Raw genomic sequence first — 13325 nt, 5'->3', positions numbered from 1 at the left:
AGGGTCCCGACCGTGTGCAACCGGACTCACTCAACGGCCGTCGCGTTTGGCGTTTACCGGCTGCAGGTTAAACGCCAGGATCAGACGGCCCGCCCCCCAGAGAATCAGGGTAACGACCGCGCACATGGTTGCAAATGCCAACCAGGCGTTTGGCCACATCAGCGGCAGGCCGAACAAGATCAAGCCGTCATTGCCGCCAGGCACCAGCGCGGAGCCCGCCCCCATCAACAGGCCACCGCAAAAACAGCGGGCCAGGGTTTTCAGGTTGGGCCAGCGGTGCTGCCAGAGGCCCGCCGTCCAGCCGCCCAGCAGCGCGCCGGCGAACATCGCAGGCAACAGCCAGCCGCGTAATCCCAACTGCATGAAGCGCCCCGTGGCCCATTCCGCCAGCACATCGGTATAGGCCCAGGCCCCCACGCAGACGAACAGCAGCAGGAAAGCCAGGCCAATGACGATGGTCGCCAGGTGCGGCGACCAGATTCGCTTGCTCAGCCCCCACGGCCGACCACGCCGACGCCACGCCAGCCAGACCAAGCGCGCCAACATCAGTGTGATGACCAACAGCACCAATCCCAGCGGCAAGTCTTGCAGCCAGGCCGGCACCGCCAACGGCATAACGGCTACAGCGCCAATCCAGCGAAGCATCGCCGCATACCCCAGCAGGAATCCCGGAGGGGTGGCCAACCAGGCCCACTGCCCGGAGCCGATCCGCGCCACCACACCGAAAGCACAGCCGCCGTTGATCAAGGCGCCCAGCCCCAATAGCACACCACCGAGCGCCGCCTGCCAGTGCAGCGGATAGCCCAGAGGGACCTGCGGCAAACGACCAAAGGCGCGCAGCAGCACCACACCGCCGAACACCCACAATGAGGTTTCCAGCAGCGCACGCAGGCGCGTCCAGCGATGGTGCTGCACCACCTCCTCTAACGCCGCCACTGTGCAAGTGCCACCGCGCTGGATGGCGAACCCCAGCAGCAGCGCCAGCAGCACACTCATCGCCCCGATCACCCTTCGCGCTCCTTCCGTTCTTCACAACCGCCAGCCAGCGCTGCTCAGGGTTAAACCTGATGCAGGCTGAATCGACCTGAATCAAACAGAAAACTGTCAGGCGCCCGGCTCAGCAACCATGCGACCGTGACCTAGAGCATTTGACTGGTCTTCGCGCGCAGCGTTACAGCAGATCGGCGCCCCCTGCCCCGCAAACTCGACGGTTGGCCTGCAACAGTGCACAGCCGTGGTATCGCCTGCACTTATTCGCACCAAGATGCATCACTCGCGCACCGCTATAGCACCAAACACGGGCCATGGCGCCCCCTCAGAGTGCGCAGCACGTCAGCAAGCACGATGTGAAGGCCACGACCCGCTGAATAGCGTTCGACCTGCTCGTTCTCAGCACCAGCAGGTCGCTATGTACGTAGCCCTGACCGGCTATACAGCGGATTGGGTTGCCGGCCTGGAACTTGCTTAACCTAGAACCCAGAACGGCCGTTCTACCCCGCAACGCCTGAGACACAGGCCATAGCGCGCTGCCTGTTCGAGCAAACGTCCGACCCTGTACTGCGGCACAATCCCTCAAGCAGCGCTGACACCGGCCTGCCGAAAATTGGCACTTGAGGTGCGCCGCACGACCCATAACTTTGGAGCACCACCGTGATTGCTGCCTCTATCGCTGACTGCATGAGTAACGATTTCGCCATCATTCATCCTGAAATGCCCGTCGTAGAAGCCTCAGGAAAACTGCTCAAAAAAGCCATGCTCGGCGGCCCGGTGGTCGACCGTGAGGGCAAACTGCTCGGCTGGATTTCTGAACAGGAATGCCTGCAGGTCAGCATCCAGGTGGTCTATCACAATCAGCGGGTTGCGACCGTCAAAGACATCATGCGTGCCGACGTGCTGTCGGTGAAACTCGACGCCGACCCACTCAATCTGGCCCAGCAGATGCTTGGCGATAAACCCAAGAGCTATCCGGTGATCGACAGCAACAACAAGGTCCTCGGCGTAATCACCCGCCGCCACATCCTCAACCTGCTGATCGAGCAATTGTCCACATTCAGCAAGGCACGCTGAAACCGGAGGCCAGCCTCCAGTTGAAGGCGCTATCGCCCCCGTGCAGTACCGATGAGTAATCACAGGAAAAACCAGATCAATAAGCATGATTAATGCTCAGAAAGGCATAAAACCTGGCGAAGTTCGCATAATTCACCACAAGCCAGAGCGTCCTCACATTCTTGACTAGTCTCGATGCGTGTCCGATCGATGCAGTAAAGGACTAGTGGCGACTGGGTCACAAGCCAAGCCGCCAAACGGAATCTCCATTAAGGATTGGAGGAAGCATGCCTTATCCCATAAACAAACTACGCGTCGCCGTTGGTACTGTCGTTCTGGCTCTGTCCGCCTCGGCGCTCGCCTCTCAGGAAAGTGACCTGTTCAACGAGTTCTGGAGCCCCGCCAGACCCCTGCCCTTCGAGTGTCGGCTCGGCATTCTGAACAGCACCCCACTCGGGCTGCCACGCTGCATGCAGGCGAGCAATGTGATGACTCACCTGCAAATGCTGCATGACATCGCCGCCGCCAACGGCGGCACGCGGGCAGCCGGCCTGCCGGGCTATCAGGCCTCGGTGGACTATGTGAAGTCGACCCTGGAGAGCGCCGGCTATACCGTAACGCTGCAGGCATTCCCCTTCACCGCCTATTACCCTCAAGGCCCCGGAATCCTGCAAGCGACAGCTCCGACCCCAACCCTGTACGAGTGGGAAGTGGACTTCACCTATCTGTCGCAGACCGACGCCGGCGACGTCACGGCTCAAATCGCCACGGTCGATCTCCAGCTCGGCCCCGACAACCTCTCGACCAGCGGCTGTGAGGAGGAAGACTTCGCAAACTTCCCCTCAGGACGCATCGCCCTGATCCAGCGCGGCGCCTGCAGCTTCCAGCAAAAGGCCGAAAACGCCGCTGCGGCGGGTGCGGTGGGGGTCATCATCTTCAACCAGGGCAACAGCGAAGACCGTAAAGGCCTGCTCAACGCGACCTTGGGCGATAGCTACGCAGGTGGTATTCCGGTGATGTTCGCCACCTACGACAACGGCGTGACCTGGGCCAACACCCAGGACCAGCAACTGCGCCTGGTCACGGACGTGGTACGTGAGCGCACCCAGACCTTCAACCTCGTGGCCGAAACCAGACGCGGCAATCCAGACAATGTGGTGATGGTTGGTGCCCACCTCGACTCGGTGTATGAGGGGGCCGGCGTACAGGACAACGGCTCGGGCAGCGCGGCGATCCTGGAGATGGCCCTGCAGATGCGCAAAGCCCACCCGCGCAACAAGGTGCGCTTTGCCTGGTGGGGCGCAGAGGAATCCGGGCTGGTGGGTTCGACCTACTACGTGCAGAACCTCACGCCTGAGGAGAAAGCCAAGATCAAGGTCTACCTGAACTTCGACATGATTGCCTCACCCAACTTCGCCTACTTCATCTACGACGGCGATGGCTCCGAGTTCGGCCTGGAAGGCCCGCCGGGTTCGGCAGCCGTAGAAAAACTGTTCGAGCAGTACTACGGCAAACGTGCACTGCCTTCCGAAGGAGACGAGATCAGCTTCCGCTCCGACTACGCGCAGTTCTTCACCGACGGCATCGCCTTTGGCGGTCTGTTCACTGGTGCCGAGGTGCTCAAGTCCGAGGCGCAAGCGGCCAAGTATGGCGGCCAATTCGGCGAAGCCTTCGACCCCTGCTATCACCAGAGCTGCGACGACATCAGCAACATCGACATGCAGGCCCTGGAGATCAATGGCGATGCGGCGGCTTTTGCCACCAGCTGGTTATCCCTGTCGACCAAGATCGTCGACGACCAGATAGCCGCTGCCAAGGCGGCGCAGAGCCAACCTGGGGTCATGTCCAGGTCCAAGGCCAGCTCGACCTACGACATCACCCATTGGGGCAAGCACTGGATCAAGTAAGCCGTTGTTTCAACCTATCCGCCCACTACAACCGGGGCAGGCCAAAGTGCCTGCCCCGGTTTTTTTTGATTAGTGCCACAACGGACAGTCCTAAGCCTGGTGGACAAGCCTGCTGCCAGGATCCGAGAAAACCGCGTGAATTAGCTGAATTAACTACCCGGATTGCTGGGTTTCGATAATGAACGGCTTCTCGACCTTCTGTTCCGGGTCGAACTGCGAGCGCCCGGTATGGTTCAGGTGCCGCCCGTAAACATGGAACGACAAGGTCGTGTTGGCGGTTTCGTTCAGCACGCTGTGGATCGCCCCCGTGGGCATGGTCAGCACATCGCCCTCGGCGAGCGTCTCTTCCCTGACTTTGCGCAGCTCCGCGTAACCGGCTTGCGTACCGTCATCGACTCGCTGCCAATGGATATTCTTCTCCCGCCCATCGACACCGACCACCACCGCCCAGGTGCCATGATCGTGCGCATTGACGCCGCGCCCGGCCAACCAGCAGTCGGCCACCACGAACAGCGAATGATCGGCTTCGGCATGCAGCAAGGTGGTGCCGAAGCCCAGTTGTGGATCGGCGAGGTAATTAACCTCGGAACGCCAGCCCGACGCTAACGCCGCCCGCCTCGCGAGCGGCGCGACCTGAGCAAGGACGCTTGGCTCATCCAGAGGCTGACTCATGATTCGTCGAACATCACTGACAAAAGCCTCCAGGCCGTATTCGTCTGCTGCCACCGGGTATTCCTCATTGCCACACGGGTTCAGATTGATTTGAGGCCATCAGATTACCAATGCAGCGTCTGCCCTAGGTACCTGACAGCGACACAGCCAGCATCGCTTGCCGACTACATCAGCGGTTAATGACTGCAACGCTGTGGCGACGAAGCATAGGTAGATAGGACAAAAGTCCTGATGTCGAACGGCTGCAATGCTGGCCACCCACGAGTGTCCAGCAAGCCCTACTCCGCCTTCGGGGATGCGACTCGCATTCAGCCGCCCACTGTCGACCGGGCGGCCCATGCAGCGCTAAGGGGTGACGGGTCTGATATCGAATCCGCTCTTGGCTTCGCTGACGATGCGAAAGTGCAGGCGCTCGCCGTTGGCCACGGGCACGGCCAGTTCGCGGCGCAGGCGGCCCTTGCTGCAGAGCGTGTCGTCCTGCTCATCGAGACCGATGCCCAGCACGCGGGTGCCTGGCGGCACATGAAAACTGGCCGATTCGCCGATGCCGATACGAGCGGCCACCTGGCGATCCACCAGGACCGCGACGTAACAGCCGCCACCGAGCATGCCGACATCGCGATTGACCACGATCTCGCCACCGCCCTCGACCGGCTGCTGGTACGCCAGTAGGCGCTCGCTGGGTATCGGGGTCGCTTTACCGGCACCGGCCGGTACCGAGCCGCAGCCAACCAACGCCAGTGGAAGCAATAGTGCACAGATCATTCGCATGGAAAGCCCTCTCTGGCTGGGTGATCGAGTGACCAGGCGCCGGTTCGTTAATGTCGGCGCCACAACCACCCTCAAGCAGACCAGTCTGGCACATGAACCAGCATCCGTTCGACTCAGCCCCGGCTGCGCAGTGCAGGCGCGGTCGGGCGCTCAGGAATCAGTTGCCCTCGGCGAGCCAGCGACGATGGGAGCGGCCGATGCACTCAGGCCTGTTTGATCAAGGCGCTGATACCATCGACCCGCACGCTGAGCTGTTCCTCGATACGTTGAATTTCCAGCTGATGCAGCCGTTGCAGCTCGATCTGCTGCGCGCACAGCTTCAGGGCCGTCAACACCAGCAGCCGGTCGCCAATCAGCGCCGGCGACTGTTGCTTGGTCTCAGCCAGGAGCTTCTTGAGCATTAGCGCCGAAGCGGCCAACGTCTGTTCCTGACCGGCAGGCGCCTTGATGCTGTAGTCATTGCCGAGGATTGAAATAGCAGTGATCGTTGCGCCGTCGAGACTCATGCGTTGGCCTGGCTCACATGTACCTTGCCGCCCGCAGTGGCCAGCTCGACCAGGGCCTGAATACGCGCGAGCGTCGCACCTTGCTGCTCTTCCTGCTCGAGCGCGTTCAACTGCAAGCTCTCGTTCTCATCCTTGACCTGAGCCAGTTCGGCATTCAGAAGCTCATTCGCGCTCTGCAGCGCCTGGTTCTGCCGCGCAAGCTCAGCGACGAGTTGTTCCAATTGAGTTAAAGAATTTTCCAACATTTTGATTACTCGAGCTTTTTGCGGGCGCACACAATAATGAAAAGCCCCTGGAGAAGCTAGGCGCCTGGAGGGCTGAACCCGCCAAGCGGCTGTTGATAATCAGGAGTTGCCCGCCCGCGCGGATGGCATGAAGGGTTTCGGATAACCCGTGGAATACACAAAACTGAATCAGTCCGACCCGGCTAACCGGTGGAGAGTTCCGTTCGTTTGGCCATGCCGCTGCTCAGGTCGAGGTTAAGCCTAGCGCCCACGGAAGCTCTGTCGGTAGCTGCTCGGGGAGACCGCGAAGCTGCGGCCAAAGTGATGGCGCAAGGACACGGGCGAACCGAAGCCGGCCAATTCGGCGATGCGGTCGACGGGCTGGTCGGTACTCTCCAGCAGGCGTTGGCTCAGGGCCAGGCGCTCGGCCAGCAGCCAGTCGCCCACCGTGGTACCGGTGAGCTGACGGAAGTGCCGGGTAAAGCTGCGCCGGCTCATCAGTACCTTGTCCGCCAGGCTGTCCAGGCTGTGCGCTTGATCCAGATTGGCCCGCACCCAGTCGAGCAGATCGCTGAGGCGGTCGTCGCGCGCCGTAGCCGGCAACGGTTGCTCGATGAACTGGGCCTGGCCGCCCTGTCGATGGGGCGGTACCACCAAGCGCCGCGCCACCTTGTTCGCCGCCTTGGCACCGCAGTGCTGGCGCAGCAGGTGCAGGCAGCAATCGATGCCGGCGGCGGTACCGGCCGAAGTCAACAGGTTGCCATCGTCGACATAGAGCACATCGGCATCCAGGCGTACGGCCGGGAAGCGCTCGGCGAACACTCTCGCCCAGGCCCAATGGGTGGTTGCCAGGCGCCCATCGAGCAGGCCGGCTTCGGCCAGCACGAATGCCCCCAGGCACAGCCCCACCAGATGAGCGCCCCGCTCATGGGCGGCGACCAGCGCATCGAGTAGCGCCTGTGGCGGGCGCTGGTCCGGGTTGTGCCAGCTCGGCACGATGATCGTCTGTGCATCGAGCAGCGCCTCCAGCCCCTGCTCGACATGCAGCTCGAAGCCGGCGGTGGTGGTCAGCCGGCCTGGCTCGGCCGCACACACCACCAACTGGTACTTGCACTCACCCGGCAAGGACTCGCCGAACACCAGACAAGGCACGGACAGATGAAACGGGCTGATGCGGTCGAACGCGAGCACGGCGACGCGATGGGGCTGCATGACTTGGCTCCTGGCCAACGACTTGGCCCGATCTTAGCGCAGTTTGACTTTCGGGCCACTCACCCCACGCCCCCTTACAAGAGAACAATCGGCTGCAACACCTACCCGGAGCATCACCATGAATCAACAGCCCAAACGCGCCCTGATCGTCATCGACGTGCAGAACGAATACGTCAGCGGCAACCTGCGCATCGAGTACCCGAACATCGAGCTGTCCCTGGCCAACATCGCCAAGGCCATGGACGCGGCCCACGCCGCCGACATTCCGGTGGTGGTGGTGCAGCACTTCGCCGCGGCCGACTCGCCGCTGTTCGCCCGCGGCAGCCAGGCCGCAGAACTGCACCCGCTGGTAGCCGAACGGCCGCGCGACCATCTGATCCAGAAGGCCATGGCCAGCGCCTTCGTCGGCACCGACCTCGGCCAGTGGCTACGCGAACGCGAGATCGACACCCTCAGCGTGGTCGGCTACATGACCCAACACTGCGACGACTCGACAGTGCGCCAGGCCCGCCACGAAGGCTGGCAGGTCGAGCTGCTGCACGACGCCACGGGTTCGCCGCCCTACCGCAACAGCCTGGGCGCGGCCACTGCCGAGGAAATCCATCGGGTGTTCAGCATCGTCATGCACACCGGTTTCGCCGCCGTGCTCGGCACCGATGAATGGCTAGCCGCCCTGCAAACCGGTGAGGTGCCGCAGGCGGACAACATCTACCTGTCCAATCAACGTGCCGTCCGCGCGCGCTGAGTAGTCAACCAAGGGCCTCACCCAACAGGCGCGGCCCGCCCTCAGCCGCTGATGCGTTTGAGCAAACGCGCCTGCAGCGCCGTCAACTCGGCTGGGTCGGCTTTCTGGCTGGCATGGATGCCCAACCCCTGACCGGCGAGGCGCGGGATGATGTGCATATGCAGATGGAACACCGTCTGCCCGGCTGGGGCACCGTTGAACTGCGCCACCTGTACGCCGTCCGGCTGCAGCTCGTCGACCAGCATCTGGGTCAGTCGCTGGGTCACACGCATGAGTTTGCACAGGGCGTCCGCCTCGATCTCCAGCAGGTTGCGCGCCGCCGCGCGCTTGGGGATTACCAGGGTATGGCCGAAGGCCTGCGGAAACAGGTCGAGGAAGGCCAGCACATCGTCGTCCTCATACAGTTTGTAGCAAGGGGCCTCGCCGCGAATGATCTGGGCGAAGATGTTCTGCGGATCGTATTCGCCATGCAGGCTCATCGGATTGTCCTTTACCGGTGGAAGATGGGCGCACCATACCCGCTTGCGTCCGTGCAGAAAACGCCTGCAGCGCTGCACATGATCGGTCAGCGATCCCTCGGAATGCCCCGCTCACTTTGGATGCGCAACCTGACATGAGCTGTGCGCGGGTGCTGATCACACGTGTTGTCTATATCAGACTCACGCCGAATGCCTATCTCTCGCATCCAACGGCGGTACACGGGCTGAGCATGCCTGAGCGCAATTGAGCCCCGGCTGGGAGCTTGAGGGTGCGCAGCTCCACTGCTGCGAGTATCGTCTGCACACCGCCGTTATCCAGGACCCAGCGACTCCATGCACACTCCCCTGATCCAGGCCGCCCTCCTCTGCGCCGCGGCCCTGTGTTCGGCCACCACGCAGGCCAAGGTCGAGGTCGAAGCCGCCCAACACAAGACCCTCGGCGCGGTACTGGCTGCCAAGATTTCCGAGGACATCGCACCCGGCGACTACGAAGCCCTGCTCAAAGGCCTGCGCGCCAACCCCGGAAAATTCGCCCGCAAGATCGTCCTGCTGGACAACATAGGTGGCAGCGCCCCTGAGGCCATGCGCATGGGCCGCCTGCTGCACGAAACGGGTTTCGACGCCCTGGTGCCGTCTTCCGGCATCTGCCAGGGCAGCTGCATCTACCTGCTGGCCGCCGGCCACAAGAAGACCGTGCGCGGTTATGTCGGCCTGCACCGCCCGCCCTTCCCCAGCGGCGACTCGGCCCGGGCGCAAGCCGCCCACCAGGGCCAGCGCTACAGCCCGACCGCCTACTTGCGCGAAATGAACATCCCCAGCCGCCTGGCCGACGAGATGCAACGCATCGCACCGCACAATATGCGCGTGCTCTCGCCCCAGGAACTGGCCGGCTACGGGCTGAACTAACCCAGCTCGCTTTCAGGCAGTCTGGGCTGCCATGGGTGGACAAGGCGTTGCGGCATGCCATGGGATGGCAGCGGCCTGTTAGGACTGACCGTAACCGACCGATTCTGTTGAAAAAGTCGCTTTGCCCGAACTGCCCCAATAGTGACCGATGAAAAACCCTCTTCTGTGCGTCGCCACGTGAAATCTGAGCCCACAAACCTCTGCCGAATTTAAGATTTCAATCTCAGATGCCAACTTTTACGTCGTGGTACCAAGGCCGATTTTTCAACAGAATCGACCCAAAGAGGACCTCGGCATAGGCGTCTCATCGCATCAAACCACGCCGCGGGAGACTAAACTTGCAGCCATTGTATTAACGTCATCTTGCTAACCATCATCAGCACGATAACGAACATTCCCGTAAACCCGGCCACCCCCAACCAGAACCAGGTACGGTAAATTACTTGAAACTGAACTGTCAGCATCCCTCCCGTTTCAACCGCGTGGGCAGCCAACCGTTCCATGCGCTTCTGCAGCACCAACACTGGGATCCACAGAGCCCCTACACAGGCAAAGATGATCAACGAGGACAGCACCCAATAAGTCATGAAGGACAATCCCGCCAATCTCACCAACCCATATCCAGTAATGATCTGAATGAATCCGGCTGGCGTGGTGATCCATGTGTCGAAGCGCACCACCGCTCTGGCCACATGGGCGATTATCTGGGGGTTGGCACTGCGGCTGGCTGAGATCAGGTAGAGATAGGAACCCATGCCGAATCCAAACAGAAAAATTGCTGAAATGACGTGCGCATATTTCAAGGTCAGATAGAGCAACGTCAGGGTTTCCCATCCGAAAAAAGCACGTCCAATCGAATGTCTGTCGGCTCGTTGATCGCCGACAGATACTCATTCACAGTAATCTCCCCGACGCAGGCTCGTGCACCTAGATCCGGTCGATAGCCTCGAGCCATTTTTGTAGCCAGAGCGACTGCAGCGCAACTCGGAATTTGCGGGCCTTTGTTGTTCAGTGCCGTTAGCAGGGCATGCATTTGCAGTGGCTGGCCGTCGGGGCTCACCCCGCAAACATCAATGTACATTGCGCTTTTGCCATCACCGAACCGCTCGAAACGGGTGCCCCAGCGATGCAGTCGCGCAGCCCAAGGTACCGGATCGCGAATTAACCCGCGCCGAACCGCCTGCGCCAAAAGATAGTTGGCAATACCGCCCAACTTCAGTCCCGAACCAGCTTTGAAACTCAGATTCTGTGCTGCATACCGCGAGGCAAATATATCGATGTCGGGAACGTCGACATTGGCCAGCAGACGGGTGCCCATACCTGGCAGCCGGCGCAGTGTCAGGTCCATCCAGCCAGATGCTTCATGCACCTGCCCCATTCTAAGCTGCTTGATGGGCCGCCCCGCGTAGGCCAGCACGCCAAGCACCGTGGACAGTCCAGGCATCTTGGCTGCGGATGAAATGCCGTGCTCGATCGAGTCGATGGTCAAAAAACGTTGACGATGCTGGTCGATGATGGCTGCCGAGAGGCTCGGCACTGAACTACAGCCACTCAATATGCAGACGCCTGCTTCGTGGGCGCTCACGTCAAGGGTTGTGATGCCCGTGACAAATGTACGGCAGTCTGACAGGTCGCAATAGCTCACCCCTGATTCGATGCAATTGCGAGCCACAGCGTAGGATTGATTTTGGAAGGGGCCACCCGTGTGAATGACCAACTGAATATCCAAGGTGCGAAGTTGGCTACTCATCCCCTTTTGTGTGGCATCCATACAGCAACTTTGGCAGGGCTTGCCGCCGAGCGCCTCCAGTTCAGCGACCTTGTTCGCCAGCTTGCGACTATCTCGGCCCGATATAACCAGTTCGATGTCTGGATTCATCACCAGATGATTGCAAATCAGACTACCAAAGTTGCCGTAACCACCAATGACCAACACCCGGAATGCCATTTATCCATCCTTGAACTACTGAAGGTGAAACCCAGCCTCGAAGCTCAGATGCGGCCACATGTCGAAGTCAGATAATTGGCCATCGCGTTCAACCGTCTCCGGGTTGCGCGTTCGAATAGCCAAGCTGCGAGCCCGTTGAAAAATTGCCCAAACCAGCGAGGTCGAAGACGTAAGTTAAATATGTAAACGAGCTCCGAACGTGACTCGTCAATATCCCGGTGATGCATCGAGGCCGCCCACCACTCGAAGGGGCCGGACGGTTCTACGATTACAGCAGCTGCGAGGGAGTCAGGAATATAATTAACGAATCTTGTGCGCATGGACAGCCACCTCAGCAACCCTCGGCCAGGGTTGTGGCTGATTGCCCCGATAAAGGGGTGACTATGGCCACCCTCTAAGGCCGCATGCTTAAGCAGGGTGTCCCAGCGCTGCCTGACGTCATGGTTATGGAACGCCTCAAACGTCTGGGCGGCAGACCCGGGCATAGTCAGCTGTATACGGCGACGTGCCATGAGCCATCCTTAAGGGTGCGAAGGTTGATTATTGGCGCGTCTCCTCCGGCTACGCAATCACTGCTGCGATCGGATATTGGTACTACAAAGCCAAAAAGATTAAAGGGGGCGAAGCCTGACGTTCCCCCTAAAGATCTCTATAAATTTCAAACGGTTAACACTTGGTTGAGCTTGCATGGGTGGGCACCTTGGTTGTCGCCAAACAAAACAAAGACCCAAGCCCCCATGCAAGCTGTCCGATTTTTACATAAAGCCTTCGCGCGAGCACTGCCGAGTGTTCACGCCAAACGTTTAAATTCGCTGATGTGCGCCATAAGCGCACTGCTCGCAGGCCGGCGCTTAACCTTGACCGCAGTGGGACGTTTTGTGCCTGGCAATGGTCAGCCTCGACACGCGATCAAGCGCGCCGATCGACTCTTGGCAAACCCGCATTTGCACGCGGAAAACCATTGTTCTACCTGATGATGTTGCGTGCCTTGCTGGGTTCTGTGAAGCATCTCTTGGTGCTGGTTGATTGAGTACAGCAAAACCTCAGCCGCCGCCAGGCGCCTTTATCAGCCAAACACACTCACTGTCTGTCGGCTGACCACGGCTACCTTGCCGTTTTTGTCCCACAGGGTGGAATCGATATAGCTATAGCCGTTTGCCGAGCTCTGAATGTCCGCCTGGTATTGCCACCAGTCATTGGCGCTGCAATCTGCCGGCACATCCACAAAGCTGATAGTCCAGGTCAACGAACTGCCCGAGGCGGGTTTCTTCAACATGCTGAAAACGGCCGGCGGCCAAGCGTCCAGCAGGGCCAACAGTTCCGCCACCGAGATGGCGCCCTCTGCGTCTTCGCGCAACCTGATCCAACCGCCCATTGCCGTTTGCTCCGACCCCATGAACGGCATCTTGCCCAAGGTATAGCGGTAATCGAAATAGCGGGTGAAGTCCGGGGTTAATCCGGAAATAAACGGAAAGGCTTGCACCTCATCCGGGGCGTAAAAAACCGGCGCCTTGCCTGGTTCCACCCTCACCACGGATTCCCGATCGCCACCGAAGCTGGCCAGCACAACGGCACAGACCTGGTCGTTTTGATAGGCCGTGGCCTGCACCTGGGTGGCGGCTTTGCCTTCACGCAATACCTTGACGATGACGTCCATTGCACCCGGGGCAACGGGTGCGACAAACGACACCATGACGGAGCGTACCGGTCTGCCTTGTGCCACCTGCGGAGTGATTTTTTCATACATGGCAGCGGCCACCATACCGCCAAAGGTAGCTCGCCCCTGCCCCCATTTTTCGGGAATGGTCACTGTGCGCGAAGCGCTTTCACGTACCGCCGCCATGGCATCGCTGAAACTCATAATTCATCCCTAATTTGCTTATAAACGAACAACCAAAGACCACGAACT

The 13325-nt window shown here is 60.3% G+C and carries 15 protein-coding genes and 1 pseudogene; 5 read left to right on the top strand and 11 right to left on the bottom strand.

Annotation, left to right across the window (positions count from 1 at the left end):
- Positions 1–30: 30 nt before the first annotated feature.
- Positions 31–996, bottom strand: a complete 966-nt coding sequence (locus FBY03_RS11625; protein ID WP_256677917.1) for a YeeE/YedE thiosulfate transporter family protein — start codon at positions 994–996, stop codon at positions 31–33.
- Positions 997–1650: 654 nt separating this feature from the next.
- On the opposite strand from FBY03_RS11625, the gene FBY03_RS11620 reads away from it, so the two are divergent.
- Complete coding sequence (locus FBY03_RS11620; protein ID WP_218570775.1) at positions 1651–2067, top strand: CBS domain-containing protein; 417 nt, start codon at positions 1651–1653, stop codon at positions 2065–2067.
- Between the two features lie 266 nt (positions 2068–2333).
- Entirely contained in the window at positions 2334–3953 is a 1620-nt protein-coding gene (locus FBY03_RS11615; protein WP_147172486.1) for a M28 family metallopeptidase, read from the top strand.
- Between the two features lie 153 nt (positions 3954–4106).
- Here the strand turns inward: FBY03_RS11615 and FBY03_RS11610 are convergent, their stop codons facing one another.
- The 5 genes from FBY03_RS11610 to FBY03_RS11590 all read right to left on the bottom strand — a co-directional run bounded on the left by FBY03_RS11610 (position 4107) and on the right by FBY03_RS11590 (position 7338).
- On the bottom strand, positions 4107–4679 hold the full coding sequence (locus tag FBY03_RS11610; protein WP_218570774.1) for a cysteine dioxygenase family protein: 573 nt from the start codon (positions 4677–4679) through the stop codon (positions 4107–4109).
- A gap of 291 nt (positions 4680–4970) precedes the next feature.
- Entirely contained in the window at positions 4971–5396 is a 426-nt protein-coding gene (locus tag FBY03_RS11605; protein ID WP_147172485.1) for a 3-isopropylmalate dehydratase, read from the bottom strand.
- Positions 5397–5599: 203 nt separating this feature from the next.
- On the bottom strand, positions 5600–5902 hold the full coding sequence (locus FBY03_RS11600; RefSeq protein ID WP_147172484.1) for a cell division protein ZapA: 303 nt from the start codon (positions 5900–5902) through the stop codon (positions 5600–5602).
- The gene (locus tag FBY03_RS11595) at positions 5899–6147 is read right to left on the bottom strand and encodes a hypothetical protein (protein WP_147172510.1); all 249 of its coding nucleotides are present in this window, start codon (positions 6145–6147) and stop codon (positions 5899–5901) included. The genes FBY03_RS11600 and FBY03_RS11595 overlap by 4 nt, the downstream gene beginning before the upstream one ends.
- 240 nt (positions 6148–6387) lie before the next feature.
- Positions 6388–7338: a helix-turn-helix domain-containing protein gene (locus FBY03_RS11590; protein WP_147172483.1), complete on the bottom strand. Its 951-nt coding sequence runs from the start codon at positions 7336–7338 to the stop codon at positions 6388–6390.
- A gap of 118 nt (positions 7339–7456) precedes the next feature.
- Between FBY03_RS11590 and FBY03_RS11585 the strand changes: the two genes are divergently transcribed.
- The gene (locus FBY03_RS11585; protein ID WP_147172482.1) at positions 7457–8083 is read left to right on the top strand and encodes a cysteine hydrolase family protein; all 627 of its coding nucleotides are present in this window, start codon (positions 7457–7459) and stop codon (positions 8081–8083) included.
- 41 nt (positions 8084–8124) lie between these two features.
- Here FBY03_RS11585 and FBY03_RS11580 read toward each other — a convergent pair whose 3' ends face one another.
- Positions 8125–8562 (bottom strand): HIT family protein, encoded by a 438-nt coding sequence (locus FBY03_RS11580; protein ID WP_147172481.1) that lies wholly within the window; start codon positions 8560–8562, stop codon positions 8125–8127.
- 333 nt (positions 8563–8895) lie between these two features.
- Here FBY03_RS11580 and FBY03_RS11575 point away from each other — a divergent pair, with 333 nt between their 5' ends.
- A complete protein-coding gene (locus FBY03_RS11575; protein WP_147172480.1) occupies positions 8896–9468 on the top strand; it encodes a hypothetical protein in 573 nt (190 codons plus the stop codon).
- A 332-nt stretch (positions 9469–9800) separates the two neighbouring features.
- On the opposite strand, the gene FBY03_RS11570 is transcribed toward FBY03_RS11575, so the two are convergent.
- Genes FBY03_RS11570 through FBY03_RS23265 form a run of 3 tightly spaced genes read right to left on the bottom strand, consistent with a single transcriptional unit; the run spans position 9801 to position 11928 of the window.
- Positions 9801–10286: a DUF2269 domain-containing protein gene (locus FBY03_RS11570; RefSeq protein WP_147172479.1), complete on the bottom strand. Its 486-nt coding sequence runs from the start codon at positions 10284–10286 to the stop codon at positions 9801–9803.
- Positions 10287–10288: 2 nt separating this feature from the next.
- Positions 10289–11416: a saccharopine dehydrogenase NADP-binding domain-containing protein gene (locus tag FBY03_RS11565; RefSeq protein WP_147172478.1), complete on the bottom strand. Its 1128-nt coding sequence runs from the start codon at positions 11414–11416 to the stop codon at positions 10289–10291.
- 44 nt (positions 11417–11460) lie between these two features.
- Positions 11461–11928: a hypothetical protein gene (locus FBY03_RS23265; protein ID WP_147172477.1), complete on the bottom strand. Its 468-nt coding sequence runs from the start codon at positions 11926–11928 to the stop codon at positions 11461–11463.
- Between the two features lie 225 nt (positions 11929–12153).
- Here FBY03_RS23265 and FBY03_RS23260 point away from each other — a divergent pair.
- Positions 12154–12443, top strand: a pseudogene (locus FBY03_RS23260) (IS4 family transposase); the annotation flags it as partial.
- Between the two features lie 39 nt (positions 12444–12482).
- Here the strand turns inward: FBY03_RS23260 and FBY03_RS11555 are convergent.
- On the bottom strand, positions 12483–13277 hold the full coding sequence (locus FBY03_RS11555) for an acyl-CoA thioesterase II (protein WP_147172476.1): 795 nt from the start codon (positions 13275–13277) through the stop codon (positions 12483–12485).
- Between the last annotated feature and the right edge of the window lie 48 nt (positions 13278–13325).

This window comes from Pseudomonas sp. SJZ079 (assembly GCF_007993865.1).
GTDB lineage: Bacteria > Pseudomonadota > Gammaproteobacteria > Pseudomonadales > Pseudomonadaceae > Aquipseudomonas.
This window is presented reverse-complemented; position numbering and strand designations above follow the sequence as displayed.